The organism is Komarekiella delphini-convector SJRDD-AB1 (assembly GCF_014831675.1).
Taxonomy (GTDB): domain Bacteria; phylum Cyanobacteriota; class Cyanobacteriia; order Cyanobacteriales; family Nostocaceae; genus Komarekiella.
Genome location: NZ_VJXY01000035.1, coordinates 58,581 through 81,089 on the forward strand (window position 1 = coordinate 58,581; position 22,509 = coordinate 81,089).

The following is a 22,509-nucleotide window of genomic DNA, read 5'->3' on the forward strand; positions in this document are numbered from 1 at the left end:
TGACAAACCGCCAGAGCATCTACCTGCTAAAATTCGTCGATAGTTTTGTCTCAAATTAGCGTTAACTGCGGTTTTGCTTTTAAAACAGGATGCTGTCCTGCTATTTGCGGAGCTAATATTGCAATTTCTGTCTTTTAGTGGATGACACCAATAGTTTTTGAGTAATATGTATTGTGTGTCTAGTTCCCAAGTTTTTTAAGTAACGCCTCACATTTACCGTTATCGGAGTTTGTGTTGTTGTAGCAGGTATAAACCAGCTTCATAACTGCGGCTTAGTTACTATATTCTAATTTTTGACAGTCTCTCTATCTGATTTTGGGCTGCCAGTATAAATGTTCTTAACTTCCCTTGGTAACACTTAATTCTGGCGGTATTGAGTGTAGTAATACAAATGGTATATCTCATGCAGTAATTACTGAGTTATCTGCATAATGACTATACTCGCATATTTTCGTAGAAAAATATTCTGTACCTACATCAATAAAACAAGTAACCAATAACACTTGAGTTTCGTAAAAATATGCGAAATTTGAAGCTAAGATCTCGTAAAAGCCTTTAGTTTCTTGTTATACATATAATCAGACCTTGCTCATTGCCGTATAGGCATTGCTCCTCACACAGCAACCACCCTTCTAAAGAGTCTACACATGCTTAAACCCCTTTTGCTGTCAGGATGGTTCCGCACGCACCCATTTCTTAATTACGTGGTCGTTGTGATACTGCTCGCACCTTTACTTGCGGCATCGGGTCACTCTACCGCAGCCAAATCAAGAGTAGCAAAGGTAACTTCAATGACTGGAGAATCTGACTCTGTGTCAAATGAAGTGCTTGCTATTAAAGAACCTGATATAGCTGAAATTACCAAAGCAGATCAAACAAACTCGTTGAGAGAAGAATTTGATGTGCCAATTAAAGAGACTGCTGTTGAGACACAAGTATTAGTAACGGATAAAATTGAGTCTTTAGTAGAGAAAGATAATTCTCTACCAAGCAGCGATGTGCCTACTGCTGATCCATTATCAGCAGTTGAACTTGCACCATTACCAAAGGTGTCTGCTAGTCAACTTAATTTAGTGGAAAAATTAAAAGCTGGTAAGGTTAAGTCTTTGAGAACAGAAAATTCTCAAGTAAGACAAAAGCCTATTTCTCAATCATTAGCAGCAGTTGAGCTTGCCCCAATTGCGAGAGAATCACAACCAACTACAACAACGGAAATACCTGCTGAAGAAGCTCAAGCAGAACAAACAGATCCAATAGGAAGTCCTCATCCCATTCCTTGGAAATGGATCACAGCTACTCAAGAGACTATTGGTTCTAAGGGTGGTTCTGGAGTGCGCTACTACCGTAGTGTACCTGTAGTTTCTCCAGATGGTAAATATGCTGTTTATAGTCGGGTGCAACTAGAAGTAAAACCAGAAATGTACAACAGTCGTGTTACCAGCGTTCTGTTTGTACAAGATATGCAAACTAAAAAGTTGTGGGTGATGGCTTCAACTGCTCCTGTTAGTGATCCCTTGTTAGCTGTAAAAGCGGTGTTACCAGAACAGAGTGATACCAATGGGTCGATTGGGGTGTTAGTTCCCGTTAGCTGGTCAGAAAAAGGCGATCGCTTTTTAGCACGTAAGTTTAAAGGGGTGTTCAACACAGGCGATGCTACAGATCATGCAGTGATTTGGGATCGGCAAAAAAACCATGCCAACACTATTGCTCCCGCTCAAGAAGAAAATGAGCATGAGAAGATTGCGATATTGTTAGGTTGGAGTAAAAGCCAACCCGATCATGTACTGTTCCGTGCTGGTGAAATGGGCGAGGAAAACTGGCCCTTGGTAAAAGTAGCTAATGATGGCAAGACTGTACCGACAACAACAGATGCAGATCAGCCTATTACTTTTGGTAAAAAAGTTACAGAAGTTTGGGCAGGCCCACAAGTCGCTTATCGATAGTTTATAAAAAATCTTATATACTGCTCCCGTTGTTGCTATTGGTAACAACGGGAAATTTTTTTCAAAGGGGACAGCTAACAGCCGTATGATCCAAAAGAGGTTCTGAGTTATGAGATAGCGTGAGGAATCAAAATGATTGAAAATACCATTCCCATATCAACTCTCTTTATTGGGCTTAACGGTATCACAGCATTTTTTCTTTCGTATATTGCGGCATCGGAACGGGTAAATACCAGGGTTTGGCATGGTGAGTCTAAGCAAGATGTCGCAAAACAGCCCGATCCACTAGCAAACCCTAGTGCTTGGGCAGCTATGGTGGAAAATATGACTCAAAAGCTATTTCCCGATCAAAGAAATAATGATGGCTTACTGCAACGGAAGGTTCGCGCTCACGGGAATTTTGCTGAGTATGTGCCTCATGGATTGCTCTTTGTGTTGGTGCTGGAGTTAATGCAAGCACAAGTATGGTTATTGTGGCTACTTGGAAGTAGTCTCACTGTGGCGAGAATTGCCCATGCATGGGGTCTGATCAAAATATATGGCCCTTCTCCAGCAAGAGCGATCGGCTTTTTTCTGACCTGGTTTGTCTATTTATTCGGCAGTTTGGCGTGTATTTATTACGGTGTTAAAGGTGTAATCTAACGATATTTACTTCAACTGATTTTATTTTTTTCAGCAATAAAGCGGCGTTACAGTGATGATGAACTGTGAACTGTTAAATAACTGTTCATTAATAAATGCTTCACTTGAGTGAATTACTGTTTATAAAAAATACTAATTTCTCAACAAAGCTAATGTTATTTATCGTTGCTTTGTTATTCAGGTACAACTCCTTTCACCCGACGGATGGGCAAATTAGCAATTAAAGCTGTCGTTCGTTGGTTGCTTTCTAAGGAGAACTCTAAGCCTTCGGTATCAATTTCTACATAGCGACAGACTACATCTAGGATTTCTTGCCGCATTTTTTCCAACGTTTGAGGGTCTAAGTCAGCGCGATCATGGGCAATCACTAATTGCAGGCGACGTTTAACTTGAGTGCGACTGCTGTCAGGACCGCGAGAAAAAAGTCGTTCTAGAAGTTCAATCATTGCAAATAGGTCTGGGGCAGAGACTGGAAAGTGAGTTAAACAATCTTTGTCCACAACAACCTTCGCAGACGGGCGAAGATGTTGTCTTGGGACGAGTCGATCTCAAGAAATTGGATCGATTCCCCTTCCAATCTACGAGCAATGTTTTCAAAGGCTGTGGCAGCTAAAGAGGGAGTATCCGCTAATACTAAAGGTTCGCCGCGATTGGTAGAGACAATAACGCGCTCATCGTCAGGAATCACCCCAATTAGGGGTATTGCAAGAAGTTCTTGAACATCTTGCACTGACATCATATCATTCGCCTGTACCATTGAGGGTCTGATACGGTTAATTATTAAATGAACACGCTTGATGCCTTGTGCTTCTAGTAACCCGACTACTCGGTCAGCATCACGAACTGCGGAAATTTCTGGCGTGGTTATAACTAAAGCTTCTTTGGCTGGGGCGATCGCATTTTTAAACCCATTTTCAATCCCAGCAGGGCTATCAATGATTACGTACTGATACTTTTGTGCCAGTGCATTCACTAATAACTTCATCTGTTCGGGAGTGACTGCATCTTTAGAGCGGTTTTGTGCTGCTGGTAAGAGTACAAGGTTAGGTTGTCGTTTATCTTTCACCAAAGCTTGTTCTAAGCGGCACTCTCTGGCCAGAACTTCCACCGCTGTATAGACGATGCGGTTTTCCAGCCCTAGCAGCAAATCCAAATTTCTCAGACCAAAATCCGCATCAACTAAGGCAACTTGACGCCCTATTTTGGCTAAAGCCATGCCCAGATTTGCCGAAACTGTGGTTTTACCCACGCCTCCTTTGCCGGAGGTAATTACAATAATGCGAGTCATGATAGAAATGCGCTCGATTAGGGTTCAGGAAATATAAAACAGTAAATGAAGTATAAAGTATGAAGTATCGTATCAAGTATGAAGAAATATCTGAACTCCCTGATGAGGGTGAGGCATGAATATTTTCTTTACTTCATCCTTTATCCTGACATCTTTTAAGTAAATACTTATGGCTCTTGATTAATCCTAGTTAATTGGTTTCTAGAAAAATCAGTAGCTCTAGCGATGCGAATTCCTTGGGGCGTAATATGTGCCACTTCTGGAGAAAACTGCATCGGTAATTTCTCTGGTGCTCTGGCTACGGCATCTGCGATCCGCAATTGGGTTGGTTCCATTTGCAGGGCCATAATCAGACACTCGCGATTGCCTGCTGCACCAGCATGAGCAATGCCACGTAAGCGACCCCAGACTAAAATATCTCCATCTGCAATTACAATACCACCTGGGTTTAAATCTCCTAAGAGAATTATTGTACCAGGATGACGAATTTCTACTCCAGAACGCACCGTCATTTCCAGGTAGAGGGCATCTGCTAGGGGTATAGCAGGAGCTTTTAATTCGGTCAGGGAAGTTGTTGGCTGTAGTTGTTCTACAGAATAGCCGGATGTGACGGCAGCGATCGCAGTTTGTCGACGACTAGTCGAAACAGATGTTAGTTGAAGTTGGACTTCGCTTAAGGTTTCGGCGAGTTCTTGTAGTTGTCTGGCATCCACCAAGCGGTCATATGCCATCAGATGCACTATGGTATTAGGCGATCGCAAGCGATCCCCAGCATTCAAGCGGTGCTTCATCTGTTGCCAAATATTAGACCAAGTAAGTTCTGAGGCAGGTACTTGAGATTCTGTTGGTAAAATTAATAACAGTCGTCCCTCCTCACTTTTCAACTGGACTTGAAGATTATGTACCTGATGCTTGAGTAATGGTGACTCCGTAGGATTTGAATCAGTCAGGATAAAGTTTGGTGCTGCATCAGAAAAGGCAGGATTTGAATCTAAATCCGGGTTAGTGGGATTTGACTCTACATCGGGAGGTGCAGCGTTTGATTTTAAATAGAGGAGAACAGATTTTAGCTCAGCATCTGGAAGAATAGAATCTGATTCTGCATCAGCAACGGCAGAATCAGAATCTACATTAGAAGTAGAATTTAACTCTATATCAGCAAGGGTAGAGATTGATTCTGCATTAGGATGTGCAGAATTTGCCTCTAAATTGGGTATAGCAGAATCAGAAGTCATGCAGCACCAGCCAAAAGACGCAAATACACCGAGCAATTACCAACATTTAGATTAGTTGCATTCTGCAACCACATCCTCACCCTAGATAGTGATAAGTAGTTCAGAATGATCATCATCTTCACTTTTAACTCAGCGAGAAGTCGGAGCGGAACGCAAAGTATGATCGGAGGAAACCTCCGCTCAGAACTTTGTAAGAAAGGCTTACTCCGCTCCAAACTTCGGTGACTCGTGACTCAGGACTGTTTTAGTTAACCTTTGATAAATTGTGCCCAAAGCATCAGCATCACCGACATTACCAGGAAACAGCACCACGGGCAAATTAGGAAACTGGGAATGATCAGATGGCGTTATCACCATTGAACAACCAGCTAGTATTTGACCGAGTAAGCGTGCTGAATTTAAGGCAAGACCAGTACTTAAGACATCATTTGAAGTAATGCCACCTTTGCTGATTAAGAATCCTATATTAGATGGTAAGCCGCGCACAATATCCATCAATAAACCTGAAACCTTTGCCCCAAAATCCAACCGTGTCTTGACATCCTTGAAAGACAGTTCTTGGCGGCTGGTATAAACTACTGGTGTTTTGCCAGCATCGTGTACCGCCTTTGCACTTTCCAGGATCTCGGTTAGCAGTGTAGCAGATTGATTTGCCTGATCATCAAGTAATCGTCCTACATTCACCTCAATTCCCACGGTTCCCTCAACTTGCAATAGTGCCTCTAACTGCTGAGTTGTCTTTTTAACATGGGAACCAACTATAATCGCACCTGGTTTGCCTTGTCGTACATACTGTGCCATATTTTCGGCGGTAATAGGTTGAGGAGGTAACGCCGCTAAAGCCGTTAAGATACTGGCAGCACTGCGAAATAGAAAGCGTTTTCCTTGACTCGCCGCAGCTAGCACGTCTACTGCAAAGCGATTGAGATCATTTTGAGTTTCACCATCTACAACAGCGCACTGATTATCAGTAAGTTTCAACAAGCGTTCCAGGCTACCAGCGCGAATATCGGCTAGTAAAAATCTTTCCACAGCCTCCGCACTAATCCGCCCTTGAGTCTTTTCCTCAACATACTTAGGCAAATAACTGTGATGATAGGCGAAGACTGAATCACGAGCAAACTCAGTTTCATGCACTGGTTTTGGCACGCCATCAATAATCAAATAATGTATGCTGTCGCGGGTGATACGTCCACCCTCAAAAAATGCTGGCACGAGAAAATGAGCGTCAAATGGCCCGAGTTCTTGGGCGATCGCATCTGTTTCAATCGGGTAATGTCCCCGCAAAGTAGAATCAGAACGGCTAACAATCAGAAAATCGTCGATTCCTTCAGCATTTAAGGCGATTTTTAGGTTCTGGCAAACTTCTTTGGTAACAGATGCGGCTGACTCTGGAGGTAAGGATCTGGTATTGGTCAGCACAAAGAAAATTGGCGAATCATCTCGTAACCCAGTGCGTAAAGTATCTACATCCCAGTGCATTAGCAGCAAGCAGCTGTGGACTGTTTGAGAACCTGTAGGGTCATCATCCAGAACAATGATTTTTGGTTTGTTGGTCATTCTTGCTCATTTAAGTCAACGGGCGATTGTTTTTCAAAAAAGTTCTAATTAGAGAAACCTCTGCCTAGACTTTCTGCAATTTTCTAATCTCTGCTTGCACATCGAGGGCAATCTGCAACGATTGATTTAGCAGTTGAGCGTATTCGCCGGCCTGACTACTAACTTGTAAGGCTTGTAAACTAGCTAAATTATTGACAAATAACTCTTGGTTATTAGCAAGCAATTTTTTATTATCTCGCAAAATTCGTTCTGTTTTCAGCGCTCGTACTAAATCTTCTCTAATAAGTTGTAAGGCGGCGGTCACTTTACTTCGGTCATTTATGCTGCTTTGAGAGTTACCTGATGCTGCCAATTGGTCATTAACATCTATGGCTTCAATCAGAGTATGATATTTATCGACTTCATCTAAAAGTATTGTTAATCCTTCAGGACAGGTCAATTGTCGCCAAAGCGATCGCCCAACTAATATCGGGATTGGTACTAAAATTAGTAAGAGGATTCCTAGTCGAATCGAAGAACCAATAGTTGGCAAAATAATAAACGCATAAATAAAGCCAACAATTATTGGGGTTAGTGCCAGCGTCACCAGCGCTTCACTGAGCAAAAACCCTAATCGCTTCTTACTATCTCGCAGAACAGAAGGTCGAAAAACGTCTTCTGGATCGAATCCAGTCAAGCGTCTCAGTTCCCCTTTGCTAATTTCTAAGCTTATTAAGTCCGGCTGCACGGCTGGATACTCCTGATAGAAGCGCGAGTTGCGTATTTATTTTAATCGGGTTTGGTGTGGATGAATTTCTTTAGCCAAATCGACTAGGGTAAACGCCAACTCAGTGTGACTCGCACTTGTCCATCAGGCAAAGCTAACATCTGCCATGCACCATCTGGAAGTTCAGCAGCGATCGCATCCATCATTTTAGTGCCATAGCCACCTTTTTTGCGTCCATAGGTAGTAGATTCTACAATCGAGGCATCATTGGCGATCGCCAAAGTACATCTGACTCCCTGTTGCCCTAAACTAATACACACTTGGGTAGCAGTACCGTGAGGTGGTTGGGCGTGTTGGATTACATTATTCAGTGCTTCGCGGAAAAAGCGGTAAATTTCCTCTCGGTGTTCAATCCAAACACTGTTTAATTCTGGTTCTTGGAGAGGTTGAAGTTCTTTAATCACTGTTAAAGTTAACTTTCCAGACTTGACCAAATCTTGCAGCGTGGTGCTAATTCCTACATCTAACCCTTCTCGTAATGCTAGAGTCACTTCCATTTTTCCAGCTAAGACACGAATATTACTCAATTTTTCTCTAATTTCTTGCCCTAAAGCTGTCAACTTTTCTAAAATTAAATCTACATCTAAATCAGGTTCCAATTCTATTTTATCCATCACCAGCTTCAAATCTTGCAAAGCCCCATCATGGATATCAGAAGCAATGCGATGAAGGATTTTACGTGTGCGGGAAAGAATAGCTTCTTGTTCAGCCGCTTTTAGCTGCGTAATTTGATAGTTTTGCAGAGTAATAATTTCTTTTTGTTGTCCAAAAATGAAATAGATAAAAATAGATACTCCTGTTGCTACCCACACAAAAAGAGGCAAAATTATTGATAATATCCACTTACATTTCCAAAGAATTAAACATCCTCCAAAGTAAGAGCCAAATAGTACTAAAAATAAACATAATAAATGCCATTTTTGATACCTATAAATACCAACAGTAAACAAAACCGCTCCGAAAATAATGATTATTAATTCGACCCATTGCGGCGGAATTTGTAAAAATGAATCTGTCATCAAACTGGCAATGAGGTTAGCCTGAATTTCTACGCCGGCCATGCTGTCACCTTTTGGTGACAGCATGGCCATTGTATGTATGTTGTTCCCTTCTGCAAAACCAATGAGAACAACCTTGCGGCCTACTTTTTGAGACAGTTGGCTACCAGACACAACCAAACATTTTTTATCTTTGCTGGGCTGACAAATAGATGTTAGTTCTAAAGAAGGGAAAGTTCCGGCCTTACCCCAAAAGTTAATTTTTACCTGATGTGGGACTTGAGTAAATTTTGAGGATAGATAAACTTTTTTCTCTTGCTGTTCAAACTTTTCTAAAGCTAAAAGAGCAGCAGATTTAAAAGTTTCAACTTGATTACTTCCATGCGAGATAAAGAACTGACCAACCAAGTGAGAGCGCCGAGCCGTACTACTTAAATTTCTAGAAAATTCTGCTTCAGGTTCGTATTCAAAAAATCCCTGAATAGTATGAGGAGGAATTAAAGGTTGAAATTGTTCGCCATCAAAAGGGATAAGATGATTATAAATTAAAAAATTTTGTTTTTTAATATTAGAGATTGGATTGGTGCGCGTCACTAAAACAAGTCGATTGCTATGATTTTGCACCAGATTTTTTAGAGGTCTATTTATTGGTTCAGTAATTTTGATTGGGTAATCAAATTCTGGTGGTTCTCGCCAGTCATTGCGGAGGTTCAAAACAACGACAGATGCACCTGCTTCTAAAAGATGCTTAACTAAATCTGCATAGAAAACTCGCCCTAAAGATAGCATTTGATTTGCTAAATCCTTTCTTTGAATTTTCACTAAAATAATTTCTTTCGGCGGAGATTTTGGGTAATGCAATCTCAGTAAAGTATCCTGAAGCTGTAACTCTAATTTCTGAACTAAAGGAATTTGGGAGAAAATGAAATTATAAAATACACCGCAACCAATTCCTAAACTGAGAAATTTAATTTGCCAACCTCTGCGCCACATCTGATTACGGTTTGAGAAAGAGACGATAGCGAATAATCCGATCGGGATTATTTTGAGACAAGCTGACTCCTAACTCATTCCCTGTTTGGACAAATTGCCAAGTTCCAGCATTCATATTTACAGTTCCATTGAGACCTGTAGAGTTATTTAGCTGGAATGGTGGTTCATTTTTTGAAGGGCCAGAGAGGAATTGCACATTTTTGTCTGTAATCTCTAATTTTAACTCAACTAAGCCACCTTCACCAGTACCACTGACAATTCTGCCTGTTCCTGACCAAATTTGTTTAGCAAAGGCGGGTGAACTGAGTCCCCACAGTAAAGATACTGTGGTGAGGATAACATGCAGTCTTCGTATAGGGAATTTCATAATTGGAGCCTGAACCAGGATAGCCGATAGAAAATCATGCTCTCACACTTAGCAGAATAGGGTTTTGAGATGGGTTCGTAAGTCTGCAAATTATTTTGCGGGAGTTCGCACGGTTTTCTGCGGTGATACTCGTAGATTTTTTGAATGGGTAAAACTAATCTCAGTAAATGCAACAGGTTAGACCTCGGTGGCGATCGCAATTATTTCAAGTTGAGGTGAAATAGGTCAGAGCAACCGCTTTCTTGAACTAATAACTTGCTATTTCACTATAATTTTTGGAAAAACAAGCATATGAATATAAAACTATCAAATACTCTTGCTTCCGGAGCGATTTCTTTCCTAGCTACTACAGGAGTAGTAATTTCCCTGCAAAACCAAGTATTTGCTCAAAGTAACAATTGTCCAGCAACTCCTAAAATTGGCTATAGATGTTACGAAGATTTAAAGCTAAGTGCTAGAACTGGTTATGGTGAACCCCCGAACACAAATGCAAAAACCTATAGTCCTCGAGACGGATATAGGCTAATGAAATATGAAGAGATTGTTCATTCTAAGTTTGGATCAGGGGGTGGTCTTAATGTTGATTTAGTAAGGGGAGGTTCAGTTATTAATATTCGTAAAGTAATTACTGATGAGAACAAGATTTTATTAGATAGAAAAAGCAGGGCTGAATCATATGCCCAATGGTCTATTCGTGTTGGCGGGGAAACTGAAACAATTGAGAAGGCTATACAGGAAAATAATTCTAGATTGGCGCTTCTAGAAAAAAGTTCCAGCAATGTGGATAGGGTTAATGTATCTGTTACCGTAAGTGGTCGATGTACTCGTGTTGTTCTTGGCACTTGTGTCGATAATCAAGGAGGTAAATACGAAGGTACAATAAGATTCCAACTTGAATACGTAGGAACTCCTGCTACTATAAGTGCAGCAAATAATGGCGTTATTAAGAGAATAGATGCCGCTCTTCTGCGGTTTGAACAAGAAGCACAAGCTATTAGACAACAACAACAACAACCTCAACAATCGCCGCAACCTCAACAACCTACATCCAGTTCTGCCTGTGTCTCTGTTGATTCAAGAAGTGGATGGCAACATTTTAATCTTCCTGGTAGTTTTACTAAAGTAGCAAGTATCAGTGGAGGTTGGAGTGTTGATACTCGAAACTATTCTTCAGTCGGTTCTTCTGGGCATAGTGGAGCTGATGCTCAGGCTCTCGAACCTTACAACCAGTACAAATTTGACCAAAAATTTCCTTTTGGTGCTTTGTTAATGGGAAGTGGACAAGGGACATTGTGGATTCAAAATGCTGTATCTTTTAATGGTTCTTTTGGTGCAGTGGATATGAGAATTAACGATGCTGACAATGCACTTGGTGATAATGGAGGTTCCCTCCAAGTATGCTTCGGTAACTAACCTGTCAAACTAGAGCCTCATAACAACTATGGTGCATAAGATGGTAGGAAGATATTGGTAGTGAGTTTGAGATTGTCTGCCGCAGGAGAAACGATCGCGCTCTTTATAACCTTTCCAACACATATTTAGTGCTAGTAGGTTGCTGAGAGCGATCGCACTTTCCACTACACGTCAATCAGATCCCCGACTTCTTGAAGAAGTCGGGGATCTAGTCTCCTACTTTCTACGGCACGATGATTGTATGCGATCGCACTTTCTATCGCACATCTTGCACCCATAAAAATTGATGTAATTCAATCACTAAATTACCGCGATCACCATAATTTCAAGTTGAGGTGAAATAGGTGAGAGCGATGCCTACGGCGGTAAGCTACGCACTTTTCATGACACGTCATTCAGATCCCCGACTTCTTTAAGAAGTCGGGGATCTATATCCCAGGCTAATCATCTAGCAACAGTCTTTTGAAGCCAGTGCTATCAGGTAGGTTATGATCCGCCAAAAATTGCTGATAAGCTGACTCTTGCTCAATCTGCGTTTTAATATACTCTGTTTTGGGTAGTGTTCCTGCTCGTAAACCTGCATACTCCAAATAACTGGAAAACTCCCATTCTCCGGGTTGCTGTACCAGTCCTGCTTTCACTGGATTTAAATGAATATAGCGTGAGAGATTGACTAGATAATCAGTTTCTAAAATTTCAATACTTTGAAACCTTCCCTGAAATAATACACCAGAGCGGTTAAAACGCTTATTAATTGCCTTTGTGTAGGAAAGGGAGAGAGATTTCATGGCATCAGACAGGGTTTCATCTCTCAAATAAACCAAAAAATGATAATGATTGGGCATTAAACAGTAAGCAACAATATCTACTGCATTAGTGATCAGATGTTCTTTTATCAAGCGGAGAAAATAAATATAATTTTCACGCTCAAAGAAAATCATTTGGCGATTGTTACCCCGATTATAGACATGATAAAAGTTGCCAATTTGCAAGGTAATTTGTCGTCGCGGCATAGGCAAGAATCTGAAGTGTTGCCTTTAGTATTCCCTTTTAACACATCAGTTACTTCAGCTTCAGATCCCCGACTTCTTAAAGAAGTCGGGGATCTAGGGGAAGCGATGCCTACGACGGTATAACTACGCACTTTTGATGTAATCGACCACAGAGCGATGCCTACGGCGGTAAACTACGCACTTTCCATACACGATAATTTTAGGCGAACACTACATTTTTATTAACTCAATAAGTCTTAAAAACTAAATGAACTTTTTGCAATCTCTAAGGGTAATAATCCTACTTAATCTTTTAGGATTATTTACAATAAATATTAAATCTGCCCAAGCAAACTCCCAGCAATGTTATCAACAAGCATTACCTACCTTTGCTAATTCGTATACGGCTGATTTAGTAGCATGGATGTGTCAAGGAGCTACATCTACCATACCAGCCCAATGTTTTAAAGCAGCACTTCCTACTTTTTATGATAATCAAGTTGCCAAACGAGCAGCTATGGTATGTAAAGGAGCTACATCTATAGCACCAGGAAAATGTTTTATTGAGACTATAGGTACTTTTTATAACTCTGAGTCAATTGAACGGGCTTTTAAATTATGTAAAGTCAATTCTAATACTTCCAACAGTAATTCAGGTATTTATGGTGCGTGGGCTGTACAGAATGGCAGGTGGAATGGAATTTTACGAATGCAAGGAAACACTGGAAGAATGGTACTAGTTACTAAGACTGGTGCATCTGTAGAACAAAAGATGACTCTCAATATAAACCCTGAAGGTGGATATATTCTTAATGGAGAAGTTTTAACAAGGTATGTGCGTGAAAGATACAATGCTGATAATTTTTATGTTCAACAGTTTTCTCAAGATTCAATTTCTATAAAGAATTGCGATAATGGTGGAAATTGCAATTCTGTAACTTTGATTTATTTGGGAAAGTGAGATATAAGCGCGATCGCACTTTCGGTGACACGATGATTATAAGCGATGCCTACTCATTCAGATCCCCGACTTCTTTGAGAAGTCGGGGATCTAGTCTCATTACAGAATCATTACCAAAGAAATGAAAGCCAAGCCACAGATGTTTCTCGTTGTAGAAGATCACCCGGAAGTAGCCCAAAATAACTGTGATTTTCTGATAAAATTCTACCCTTATGCTGTTTGTATCATCGCCAACACTCCCCAAGAAGCACTACAACATCTACAAATAGAAACACCAGATTTAATTGTCCTCGATTTACAATTTATTACACCTTCTGGCTCTCAGTCAGCTAAATCTGCTTTCAAGCTATTAGAGTTAATTTTTGATGATTATATCTTTCTGAATATCCTCGTTTATAGTAGTGAACCCAGTTGGCTGATAAAACTTGTGACATCTATTAATTATCACTCTGGGGGGTTTGTGGTGGTAAACAAAATGGAACGACGCAAGGCTTTTTTAGAAGGGGTTGAAAGTGCGCTGAATGGAGAATTGAAACTACCTAGAGAGTTACGTCAAGAATTAAACTTGAATGAGAAAGAGTTGGAAGTTCTCAGGCTTTTGTGTCATGAATCTTTAACAGACCAAGCGATCGCTCATCGTCTTCACATATCACTCAGGGCTGTTCAAATTCATATCCAACACCTCAAAGTAAAATTGGGTATTGATGAAGTTGAGCAAAAAGACATCAATTCCCGCATCGCCTTATGTATGACAGCATTTCAAAAAAAATTATTATTGTTTTGATTTAACTTGTGGTGCTTGTTAACTAAGTTGAACGTTGCTTACCCTAGTCATGTTAGAGCGATCGCCCGCCAAGCAAAAAGAGGCAGATAATTTATCTGCCTCGTAAGTCAAGGAGCATACAAACAATCAAGGATAAAGACCCCTATCAGTCAGCGCTTGCGCTACACGACCTACACCCAAGGTGTAAGCTGCCAACCGCAGAGGCACTTGGCGCACCTCTGATTGTTGAACTACTTGGCGGTAAGCTCTTACCATTAAATTTTCCATTTCGCGGTTGACGCGTTCTTCATCCCAAAATACGTAAGAAAGACCCTGCACCCATTCCAAATAACTCACCACCACACCACCCGCATTGGCCAAGATATCAGGTAGCACAGTTACACCCCGCACCCCTAGCAACTGGTTGGCTTCTAAAGTAACTGGCCCATTTGCTGCTTCTGCGATCATCTTCGCTTGTACCTTATTCACATTTTCCCCTGTGATCTGGTTTTCCAAAGCTGCTGGTATTAAGACATCGCAAGGTAAAGTTAGCAAATCTGCATTACTAATTGATACTGCTTGGGGAAAGCCCACAACACTTTTGCGGTTTTCAGCAGCGTAGGCTTTCAATGCTGGAATATCAAGACCATCTTTAGAAAAAACACCACCTGCACCCGTCGAGACGGCAATAATTTTTGCTCCGGCTTGGTGTAACAATTCTGCTGCGGCACTACCAACATTACCAAAACCTTGGATAACTACTCGCACTCCCACCAAGGATTTACCTCGATCAGCCAGTGCTTCACGTATAATAATCATTACACCGCGTCCGGTTGCCATTTCTCGTCCCCGCGAACCACCGATAGAAAGTGGCTTCCCAGTCACAACCCCCGGTACGGCATGACCAACATTTACTGAGTAAGTATCCATCATCCAAGCCATTTCACGAGCAGAAGTACCCATATCTGGTGCTGGAATGTCTACTGAAGGGCCAATATCTTTAATTAATTCGCTGATGTAACGACGGCTAATCCGCTCTAATTCGCCGACGCTGTAGCTTTTCGGATCTATGGCAATACCTCCCTTCGCACCACCATAAGGAATACCTAACAGCGCACATTTCCAAGTCATCAGCATTGCTAAAGCTGATACTTCCCGCAGAGTTACAGCGGGGTGGTAACGAATCCCTCCCTTGTAGGGGCCTAAAACATCGGCGTGCTGCACTCGATGCCCAGCAAAAATCCGCACTTCACCGTTATCTAGTTTTATGGGAACGGAAACTGTCACGACTTTGCGTGGGTGGCTGAGGATTTCCACTAACCCTTGATCTAACCTTAATTCCTTAGCCGCTGCCTCTAGATAGCTACAGGCTTGATCAAATGGACAAATGTATGCTGGCGAAGCAGCTTCCAGCGGTAACAAAGACTTTAAACTCATAAAATTTTCTCCTAATCGCGGTTTTGCGCGAACCGGATATATATGACTATATGCCTAGCTTATCCTTTTTTTTAGAGAAAAAGAATTTTTGTAGTTTTTGTTACAGTTTAATTTGGATTTTATGATAAAGAACACAGAAAAAAATCATCTGTGTTCATTGGCGATCGCTAAGCAGGAAATCTAGTTAGTTGCAAAAACTTCAGAAGTAAAGTTCCCATGTAACCCATAGGGAACATGATGTTTGAGATGCAACCGTGCTATCGGGCTTTTATGAAAATCACTAGCATCTAAAATCACCACATCTGAGCGGTGATGAGCAGCATCATAAACCAAAGCCAGTACCCAACCATCATCTTCTTTATCGGAACCTGGGCGTGGCACAAAAATCGGCTCACTCATAAAGCCACGAGGCGCAGCACTCCAAAGTTGTCTTTCTCCAGACTCTAAATCAATTTTCAGCAATGCTTGCAAGGGAGCGTTACCAGTCTCTCCATGAGTTGCGCCTATGTATAAATATTGATAAGGACGACCCACATTCGCCGGATTGATACTGGGAAACTCACAACAGCGGCTTTCAATCAACTTCTGTTGCACTGTCCCATCTTTGAGATTGAGACAAAACCGCCAAAGTTTTCCAGGAGACTGTGCCTCAAAATCGACTTTCCGAAAATCGCTTTCGGGTTCGACTTCTGGTAAAGATTCGTAGCAAATGGAGTCAATTAAAACTTCATCCCCCAGCTCAAAAGCATTAACGTGATGGAAGACGAAACCAGACTGAGTTTCTAGAATTTTTACCTCACTTTGCTCTTTTTTGGTAGTGCGAGGAATAACTATAATGCGAGTTGGCTGATTAGGCTGAAATTTGATACATTCTCCTGCTGCACGTATTCCCAAAGCTAGAGGTATCGGGTTAAAGATAACAGGATTTTGAAAAAAGATGCAGTAATTGGGAGTAATGACAAAATCATGGATAAAACAAAAACCTGGAACACTATGAGCGTGCTTTCTGACAATTTCACCCGCTGGGTTTAGCTCGAAAATAGTAATTGTTGTGGATAGTCCCGGCTTAATAGAAAAATTTACTAAGCAAGGTGCGCCTCCATCTTGGTCGCAACTAGGGTCTAAGCGCGGATGAGCACTAAAAGCTTCACCTGTTGACAAAACACCATTGAAATATTCTCTTCCCAAAGTTTCCAGAGTGTAGGGGTTGAGATGATGTGGTTCAGCAGCTTCCCACAATGCCAAAAGTTTCCCACCCCAGTAAATAACGTTGGTGTTAGCAATATTTTTGATTTTAAAGTCGAAGATATTAGCTAGCCAACCACCAGGTTTTTGTGTACCAAAGACACCGCGATAGAGAATTTTTCCGGCTTCTTTCTCTGCTAAATAACCTTCAGTATGGACAAAACGGTTGCGGAAATGAGCACGGCCATTGGTAAAGGTAATCCGACTAATCATGCCATCGCCATCAAAAGGATGATGAATGCGTTGTCCGTTGATATCTAGTAAACCGGGGCCATTTCTAAATAGCGTACCTTGCAATTCTGGAGGAATTTGTCCTTCAATATCATCAATCCAATAATCAAACTCTTGATTTAGAGATTGATATCCTTCTTGCCAGTCGCTACGAGTGTAAGATTTTTCTGTAATTGAACTTTCTTGAGTTTTTAAATTCTGCATATACTTGTTTTTTCGGCGTTGCATATTTGTAGAATTATTTATCTCACGCAGCGGAAAGTCTGAGCGCCGGCTTCCGGCGAACAGAACTTTCCAAGACAGAGGCGCAGAGATAATGAGGAGTTTTAGATTTTAATACATAAATTTTATCGCTTATTTATTTATGTAATACGATTTTTTCTTGTTGTTCTGCGCCAAAATATCAAGGCACTCAGAAGAATCTGTTTGCAGCTTTTGGCTAGATGATTTTTTAAACTACTCAACCGCTTGTCAATCTCTTTTTCGCAGACAGTATTAACTTAGACAAAAACGGTTTTTATACTATTTTTTTGTAAGGCTAGACCAAATTTTCTTGGCTTCTTCTTTCTTTGTGTCCTTTGCGCCTTTGCGGTTCGTTCCTCATATAGTTTGGCGCATCTTGATACAGAATTGGTATTATCCATTCTCAACCGAGGCAGGTTGCAAAGTTAGTGTCTCAGTTTGCTCCTCAGCAGCAGGTAGCCAGTTGAGGAATGGTAAGGGTAACAGCGTACTGAAGTTAGTAATCACCACTAATAGCCAAAGCGAATCAAAGTTAGTTGAAGTGATCCCCAGCCAATTCATGATTAATGCCCCAGATGCATGAGAAACCATTCCCGCTGAATTAAATATCGACATTAATAAAGCAAATAATGTTGCTTCCACGCCAAGGGGACAAAGCCTTGCGGCTAGAACCATCACTGGCATAAAGGCGATTCTTCCCATCACGGAAAGAATAAGACTATCACCTAAACTAAACCAGTGGTCATCTATACCCAAAACCCGATTTGTATGAGTCACTAAGATCAGCGTCGTCATTCCCAAAGTGGCTGAAAGAAAGGTACTCCAACCAAAAATCACGCGAAAAGGAATGCTTTTAAGAAAACGTTGAAAAATCCAAACCCCAACTAACGACGCAACACTTGTCAATAAATGCACTCGCCCCAAAAATTCTGGTTCAAAGTGTAGTTCGTTGGTGGAGAAGAAGAAAAAGGCTGAGTCAGCGCTTGGGGTGGCTTGCCAAATGAAGATGAACGCTGTTGGTAGCCAAATTGCTTTTTGAGTAAAGGCCTCGCGTAGTTGTCTTACTTGATGCTTTACTGCTATGAAGTTGGTGTGATTACTATCTTTAGCATCTTTGCTGATGGGAGTCTCAGCAATTAACCAAGCTACAACTGAGAGCAGAAGGGGGAATAAAGCGGTAATCCAAAAAACAGTTTGGGTGGTGAAATGCTCTAAGAGCATACCGCTCAAGTAAGCTGTTATCAAACCTCCAACTGCGGAAGCACCCCAGCACAGGGATTGTAGAGAACCTGCATCCGCTTGAGATTCGGCTCTTGCTCGTTCGACAACCAGCGAGTCAACTATCACGTCACTAACAGCAACAGATAGAGAACTCAGAAAGATCGCCACTGTAGCTGCCCAGCTAGTATGAACTATTGTCGCGAGGCTCACCCAAGCAGCAGCTCCCAATATCCCGGATAAAACCAAGTAAGGACGCCTACGATAGCCAAATATGGGAAAGCCATCGGAGACAAAACCAAATATTGGTTTGATCATCCAAGGTAGGGCGACAATTCCCAATAGTACTGACATCTGAGCCGGACTCAGCAGCAGTTCATCTTTGAGGAAAAAACTCACGGCTAGACGCGCTAACCCTAAAATTCCTTGGACAAAGTAGACAGTAAGAATTGCAATTAACTCGGCATTGGGTTCATGACCCAAGAAAATTTTTTCTGTTACTGAGTCTTTGACCTTGGACAAGCCAGAGGAGTGAATCAGCATTTGGTAAATATTCTTGAAGTTTTATCCACTTTTATATCATATCGATTTCTTAGGGCGTGGGTTGGTAGTAAAGCGAATATATCCTTGTGAAGATAGATGATTTAACCTAATTAAACAAAATTTTCCCCAAAGCTAGCTTAGATTTTGCACTCAGCATCCAAATCTGAGTTACGTAACGCTATTACCGCATTCTGTCCACCAAAGCCAAAACTGAAACATAACACCCGCTGAATTTTACTTAGACGTGCCACTTTTACTAGGTCTAAATCAAACTCTGGTTCCTGTAATCCTACACAAGGCGGTAAAACTTGATGCTTTAACGCCATGAGAGAAAAAGCTACTCCTAAAGCTCCTGATGCGCCTAGAGTATGACCTGAGCTTCCTTTTGTGGAACTAACTACCACTCCTTCAGGAAACAAACGCTGGATAACTTTGCTCTCTATGTAGTCATTTAGCTGCGTAGCTGTACCATGAGCATGAATGTAATCAATGTCGCCTGGTGTCAAACAACTACGTTTTAAACATTGATTAATAGCTGCGATCGCACTTTTACCTTCTGGTTCTGGTGAATTTGGATGATATGCATCGTTTGTTAAGCCAAAACCGATAATTTCACCATATACTTTGGACTGACGCTGTTTTGCCGACTCTGCTGATTCCACGACAAATACAGCTCCACCTTCACCTAAAACTAAGCCTTCTCGGTGCAAATCAAAGGGATAGGCTCCAGTTTTCGCTAAAGCACCCATCTGCTGAAACCCTGCTAAAGATAGGGGTGTAATTGGTGCTTCTACTGCCCCAGCAAGTACCTGTTGACATTGCCCAGTTTGTACAAGTAAAGCTGCTTGAGCGATCGCCCAAATACCAGTAGCACAAGCAGCCATTGGTGCCAGAACGATCCCAGATGCACTAATTTGTCGCGCAGCTGCGGTCGCATTCATCTGAGGTAAGGTGTCTAACCAATTTTCTAAACACACTCCCTGCTCACAAGAGGAGGGGGGTATTGTTGAATTTCTCCCCTTATCAATCTGCCGCGCTAGCAACTCCCAAGATGCCTGATGAGAACGACTCGACCCTATGACCACAGCACAATCAGGTAAAGGTGGAACTAATCCAGCATCTTGCAAAGCAGATGCAACAACCATCTGAGTCAGTATTTTTAATTCAGCTGGTTGTTGACCAATCAACCCTAAAGGAAGCGGTTCCAGCTCTGGAAATGGTTGGTGCAATCGAATTCCAGATTTACCTGCTAGCAGTTTTTGCCAGCTATCATTCAAGCTTCCGCCTAAAGCAGAAACTAAACCAATGCCAGTAATAACAACTTTCACCAATTTTGAAAATTAGGAGTAGGAGGCAGTGCTCTACTCGTTTACCCTGCCTCCCTTGTCTTATCTGCTCCTCCTGTGACTAACCAGGTGTTTTCAGATTTTCTGCACCTTGCGTGACTTTAGCAGAGTCAATGCGATCGCCTTGCTGAATTTTGTTAACTACATCCTGACCTTGAGTAACATAACCAAATACGGCGTAGCTACCATCCAAGAAGGCAAGATCTGCTAAAGCAAAGTAAAACTGCGACGAAGCAGAGTCGGGTTGTTGCGATCGCGCCATCGCTACTGCACCCAGTTTATGGGGCAACAAGACAGGTTGAGCGGTGGCATCGAATGGTTTATTGTAAGTTGGTGTATTTGCACCTTTGGGCGTGATTTCCAAAGGTATGTAGCGAGCGTTTCCTGTTTTTGGATCAATGTAACTGCCCGTTCCTAGTCTATTGGCTGGGACTTTTGGGTCTTTACTTTGAGGATCGCCCCCTTGAACTACAAACGGTTGAGGATCGCGTACAACTCGATGGAAAGCTAAGCCATCGTATACACCTTTTTGTACTAAATCTACGAAATTGCCCGCTGTAATTGGTGCATTAGCGCCGTCTACTGCGATCGTAATTGGCGAGCCTTTAACGGTGATTACTACAGTAGCGTTGCCTTCTAGGCGTGGTAAATCTGTCATTCCTGGTACACTCTCACTAGTAGTTTCAGATACAGATGTTGCTTCAGTAGTTGTGTTAGTGGTTGCCTCGGTTGCTGGAGAGGTAGCTGCCGAAGTTGGAGAATTAGAAGCGACTTGCTGAGTTGAACATCCTCCTAATGTCAAAGCACCGATGATCAAAAAAGCAAGCAAAAATTGTGAAATTTTTAACCGCATTGCCAGTTACTGATTCAACCAGAGTATCTTATCGTTTCAAGCGGTTCTAGATTTTAGATTTATCAAAAGAAGTAGTTAGGAGTCAGCAGTTAGTTATTGTGCTTATCTAGCTTATCCCTTTGCCTGCTGCTATCTCTAAATCCAAATTTTAGAGTCCTTCTAAGGGTACTTCCAAAAAGCGGGCTAACTCCGCACCTTGGGTTTCTAACTCTGTTAGGGATAACGGTTGACCTACCCGTGTTAAAGGTATGTCGCGCCGGCCCTTAAGACGCAGATAAAGTGCGCGAGTGGGATTAAGTCCTTCTTTGATGGCTATTCGCACAGATTGAACATCTTTGATGCTGCTATCAATTTGAATACGGCGGTTTTTGCCAGGAAATCCCCAACGAAAAATTTTGATTGTCCCAGTTTCTTGATTGAACTCATTGTAACCGCCGCCTACATCCCACAAAATTACTAGCCAGAGATATAAGGCTAAAAGCAAGCCAGCAGTGCCGTATAGTCCCATTACCAATCCTTGGGGCACGAATATCAGTTGTGTTGGATCAGTAACTATGAGTAAATTAACTTTTAGGTAACTGGATATCCCAGCCAGCAAAAAGCCTGTGGCTCCTAGAGTAACAATAGTTGCCCACCAGTAGTTGCTGAACCGACGAGAACCGAGAACATTTTGATGCAGGAGGCGATCGCCTTTGTTAATCGTTGTTGATGCCGTCATTGAACTACCTTGGCCCGTGAGATACTCCCTCTAAAAGTCTGCCATTGGAACTGGATATCTTGCAAGCTGAGGGGCTAGTACTCTTTCTCTACAAGACGCTACGCAAACGTAAAATTCAAAATTCAAAATAGAATATTTAAAATCGAATAACCCTTGTGGGTTCTACCTTTTAACCTCTTGAGAATGGGTCGGCTACTTTCGTCCCTCGGCACTAAAATTTTTAGATTTCTGAGAAAACTTGTGTCAAATTGTTAAATTTCTGATATTCATATTATTTATATAGGTTCGCGTAAAATACCCGATTCACTTTTGTGTGTTGGGCGAAAACCCGGACTAATATGATAAGTTAAGAATCATTAAGTTACCAAAAGCTAGATTACTAGTGAATGGTACGGGTAAAGGCATAACTCTGAGAAATGCTAATTTAACTAAGCGGCAAGTTCTCAGAATCTTAGATGCTTAAAGGCAGCTGAGAGTGTCAAAAAAAACGTTAATTCCTCACGGTCATTGCTGATAGAGGAATCACGCCACTCCTTAAACGGGGTAAAACTCGCGACTGGACTGGCTCCTCAAGAAAGCTCTGCCTTAGAAACGTTGCAATTTTAGTAAAAAGAGGATTTTAGTTCGATGACCATCGCAGTTGGACGCGCGCCCAGTAGAGGGTGGTTTGACGTTCTAGACGACTGGTTAAAGCGCGATCGCTTCGTATTCGTAGGATGGTCAGGGATATTATTATTCCCCTGCGCCTTCCTAG

At 41.7% G+C, this 22,509-nt stretch carries 19 protein-coding genes and 1 pseudogene; 6 read left to right on the plus strand and 14 right to left on the minus strand.

The genetic code is table 11. The features are described from left to right. Positions 1-647 precede the first annotated feature (647 nt). Together FNW02_RS25525 and FNW02_RS25530 are read left to right on the plus strand one after the other, a co-directional pair. Positions 648-1,943 carry a hypothetical protein gene (locus tag FNW02_RS25525; RefSeq protein WP_191760286.1) on the plus strand — a complete coding sequence of 432 codons (1,296 nt, stop codon included), beginning with the start codon at positions 648-650 and terminating at the stop codon, positions 1,941-1,943. Positions 1,944-2,075: 132 nt separating this feature from the next. After that, a complete protein-coding gene (locus tag FNW02_RS25530; protein WP_191760287.1) occupies positions 2,076-2,585 on the plus strand; it encodes an MAPEG family protein in 510 nt (169 codons plus the stop codon). A 173-nt stretch (positions 2,586-2,758) separates the two neighbouring features. Here the strand turns inward: FNW02_RS25530 and minE are convergent, their stop codons facing one another. The 7 genes from minE to FNW02_RS25565 all read right to left on the minus strand — a co-directional run bounded on the left by minE (position 2,759) and on the right by FNW02_RS25565 (position 9,792). Further along, positions 2,759-3,031 carry a cell division topological specificity factor MinE gene (gene minE, locus FNW02_RS25535; RefSeq protein ID WP_191760288.1) on the minus strand — a complete coding sequence of 91 codons (273 nt, stop codon included), beginning with the start codon at positions 3,029-3,031 and terminating at the stop codon, positions 2,759-2,761. Positions 3,032-3,066: 35 nt separating this feature from the next. Continuing rightward, positions 3,067-3,873, minus strand: coding sequence for a septum site-determining protein MinD (minD, locus tag FNW02_RS25540; RefSeq protein ID WP_162399385.1), 807 nt, complete (start codon positions 3,871-3,873; stop codon positions 3,067-3,069). 167 nt (positions 3,874-4,040) lie between these two features. After that, positions 4,041-5,108 carry a septum site-determining protein MinC gene (minC, locus tag FNW02_RS25545; RefSeq protein ID WP_191760289.1) on the minus strand — a complete coding sequence of 356 codons (1,068 nt, stop codon included), beginning with the start codon at positions 5,106-5,108 and terminating at the stop codon, positions 4,041-4,043. A gap of 201 nt (positions 5,109-5,309) precedes the next feature. Then, positions 5,310-6,668 carry a four-carbon acid sugar kinase family protein gene (locus FNW02_RS25550; protein ID WP_191760290.1) on the minus strand — a complete coding sequence of 453 codons (1,359 nt, stop codon included), beginning with the start codon at positions 6,666-6,668 and terminating at the stop codon, positions 5,310-5,312. Positions 6,669-6,732: 64 nt separating this feature from the next. Beyond that, complete coding sequence (locus FNW02_RS25555; RefSeq protein WP_191760291.1) at positions 6,733-7,395, minus strand: hypothetical protein; 663 nt, start codon at positions 7,393-7,395, stop codon at positions 6,733-6,735. Positions 7,396-7,478: 83 nt separating this feature from the next. Next, entirely contained in the window at positions 7,479-9,425 is a 1,947-nt protein-coding gene (locus FNW02_RS25560; protein WP_191760292.1) for a CHASE2 domain-containing protein, read from the minus strand. Positions 9,426-9,429: 4 nt separating this feature from the next. Beyond that, entirely contained in the window at positions 9,430-9,792 is a 363-nt protein-coding gene (locus FNW02_RS25565) for a hypothetical protein (protein ID WP_191760293.1), read from the minus strand. Between the two features lie 291 nt (positions 9,793-10,083). On the opposite strand from FNW02_RS25565, the gene FNW02_RS25570 reads away from it, so the two are divergent. Further along, on the plus strand, positions 10,084-11,205 hold the full coding sequence (locus FNW02_RS25570) for a hypothetical protein (protein WP_191760294.1): 1,122 nt from the start codon (positions 10,084-10,086) through the stop codon (positions 11,203-11,205). Between the two features lie 440 nt (positions 11,206-11,645). Here the strand turns inward: FNW02_RS25570 and FNW02_RS25575 are convergent, their stop codons facing one another. Further along, positions 11,646-12,218 carry a transposase gene (locus tag FNW02_RS25575; RefSeq protein ID WP_191760295.1) on the minus strand — a complete coding sequence of 191 codons (573 nt, stop codon included), beginning with the start codon at positions 12,216-12,218 and terminating at the stop codon, positions 11,646-11,648. Positions 12,219-12,465: 247 nt separating this feature from the next. Between FNW02_RS25575 and FNW02_RS25580 the strand changes: the two genes are divergently transcribed. Next, positions 12,466-13,158: a hypothetical protein gene (locus FNW02_RS25580; RefSeq protein ID WP_191760296.1), complete on the plus strand. Its 693-nt coding sequence runs from the start codon at positions 12,466-12,468 to the stop codon at positions 13,156-13,158. Positions 13,159-13,279: 121 nt separating this feature from the next. Continuing rightward, the gene (locus FNW02_RS25585; RefSeq protein ID WP_191760297.1) at positions 13,280-13,942 is read left to right on the plus strand and encodes a response regulator transcription factor; all 663 of its coding nucleotides are present in this window, start codon (positions 13,280-13,282) and stop codon (positions 13,940-13,942) included. A gap of 126 nt (positions 13,943-14,068) precedes the next feature. On the opposite strand, the gene FNW02_RS25590 is transcribed toward FNW02_RS25585, so the two are convergent. From FNW02_RS25590 to FNW02_RS25615, 6 genes are all read right to left on the minus strand, one after another. Further along, positions 14,069-15,358 (minus strand): Glu/Leu/Phe/Val family dehydrogenase, encoded by a 1,290-nt coding sequence (locus FNW02_RS25590; RefSeq protein WP_191760298.1) that lies wholly within the window; start codon positions 15,356-15,358, stop codon positions 14,069-14,071. Between the two features lie 180 nt (positions 15,359-15,538). Next, positions 15,539-17,038, minus strand: a complete 1,500-nt coding sequence (locus FNW02_RS25595; protein ID WP_191760305.1) for a carotenoid oxygenase family protein — start codon at positions 17,036-17,038, stop codon at positions 15,539-15,541. 432 nt (positions 17,039-17,470) lie between these two features. Further along, positions 17,471-18,838: a folate/biopterin family MFS transporter gene (locus tag FNW02_RS25600; protein ID WP_191760299.1), complete on the minus strand. Its 1,368-nt coding sequence runs from the start codon at positions 18,836-18,838 to the stop codon at positions 17,471-17,473. A gap of 137 nt (positions 18,839-18,975) precedes the next feature. Continuing rightward, positions 18,976-20,169, minus strand: coding sequence for a beta-ketoacyl-ACP synthase (locus tag FNW02_RS25605; RefSeq protein WP_191760300.1), 1,194 nt, complete (start codon positions 20,167-20,169; stop codon positions 18,976-18,978). A gap of 76 nt (positions 20,170-20,245) precedes the next feature. Continuing rightward, positions 20,246-21,037: a peptidylprolyl isomerase gene (locus FNW02_RS25610; RefSeq protein WP_191760301.1), complete on the minus strand. Its 792-nt coding sequence runs from the start codon at positions 21,035-21,037 to the stop codon at positions 20,246-20,248. A 148-nt stretch (positions 21,038-21,185) separates the two neighbouring features. Beyond that, positions 21,186-21,755: a photosystem I assembly protein Ycf4 gene (locus FNW02_RS25615; RefSeq protein WP_191760302.1), complete on the minus strand. Its 570-nt coding sequence runs from the start codon at positions 21,753-21,755 to the stop codon at positions 21,186-21,188. 627 nt (positions 21,756-22,382) lie between these two features. Between FNW02_RS25615 and FNW02_RS25620 the strand changes: the two are divergent. Beyond that, positions 22,383-22,509 (plus strand): annotated as a pseudogene (locus FNW02_RS25620) (photosystem II D2 protein (photosystem q(a) protein)); the annotation flags it as partial.

Bases quoted from the DNA above. Each gene is read 5' to 3' on its own strand.
- FNW02_RS25525 (WP_191760286.1), top strand. From the start codon at position 648: ATGCTTAAACCCCTTTTGCTGTCAGGATGGTTCCGCACGCACCCATTT.
- FNW02_RS25530 (WP_191760287.1), top strand. From the start codon at position 2,076: ATGATTGAAAATACCATTCCCATATCAACTCTCTTTATTGGGCTTAAC.
- minE (WP_191760288.1), bottom strand. From the start codon at position 3,031: ATGATTGAACTTCTAGAACGACTTTTTTCTCGCGGTCCTGACAGCAGT.
- minD (WP_162399385.1), bottom strand. From the start codon at position 3,873: ATGACTCGCATTATTGTAATTACCTCCGGCAAAGGAGGCGTGGGTAAA.
- minC (WP_191760289.1), bottom strand. From the start codon at position 5,108: ATGACTTCTGATTCTGCTATACCCAATTTAGAGGCAAATTCTGCACAT.
- FNW02_RS25550 (WP_191760290.1), bottom strand. From the start codon at position 6,668: ATGACCAACAAACCAAAAATCATTGTTCTGGATGATGACCCTACAGGT.
- FNW02_RS25560 (WP_191760292.1), bottom strand. From the start codon at position 9,425: ATGTGGCGCAGAGGTTGGCAAATTAAATTTCTCAGTTTAGGAATTGGT.
- FNW02_RS25565 (WP_191760293.1), bottom strand. From the start codon at position 9,792: ATGAAATTCCCTATACGAAGACTGCATGTTATCCTCACCACAGTATCT.
- FNW02_RS25570 (WP_191760294.1), top strand. From the start codon at position 10,084: ATGAATATAAAACTATCAAATACTCTTGCTTCCGGAGCGATTTCTTTC.
- FNW02_RS25575 (WP_191760295.1), bottom strand. From the start codon at position 12,218: ATGCCGCGACGACAAATTACCTTGCAAATTGGCAACTTTTATCATGTC.
- FNW02_RS25580 (WP_191760296.1), top strand. From the start codon at position 12,466: ATGAACTTTTTGCAATCTCTAAGGGTAATAATCCTACTTAATCTTTTA.
- FNW02_RS25585 (WP_191760297.1), top strand. From the start codon at position 13,280: ATGAAAGCCAAGCCACAGATGTTTCTCGTTGTAGAAGATCACCCGGAA.
- FNW02_RS25590 (WP_191760298.1), bottom strand. From the start codon at position 15,358: ATGAGTTTAAAGTCTTTGTTACCGCTGGAAGCTGCTTCGCCAGCATAC.
- FNW02_RS25595 (WP_191760305.1), bottom strand. From the start codon at position 17,038: ATGCAGAATTTAAAAACTCAAGAAAGTTCAATTACAGAAAAATCTTAC.
- FNW02_RS25600 (WP_191760299.1), bottom strand. From the start codon at position 18,838: ATGCTGATTCACTCCTCTGGCTTGTCCAAGGTCAAAGACTCAGTAACA.
- FNW02_RS25610 (WP_191760301.1), bottom strand. From the start codon at position 21,037: ATGCGGTTAAAAATTTCACAATTTTTGCTTGCTTTTTTGATCATCGGT.
- FNW02_RS25615 (WP_191760302.1), bottom strand. From the start codon at position 21,755: ATGACGGCATCAACAACGATTAACAAAGGCGATCGCCTCCTGCATCAA.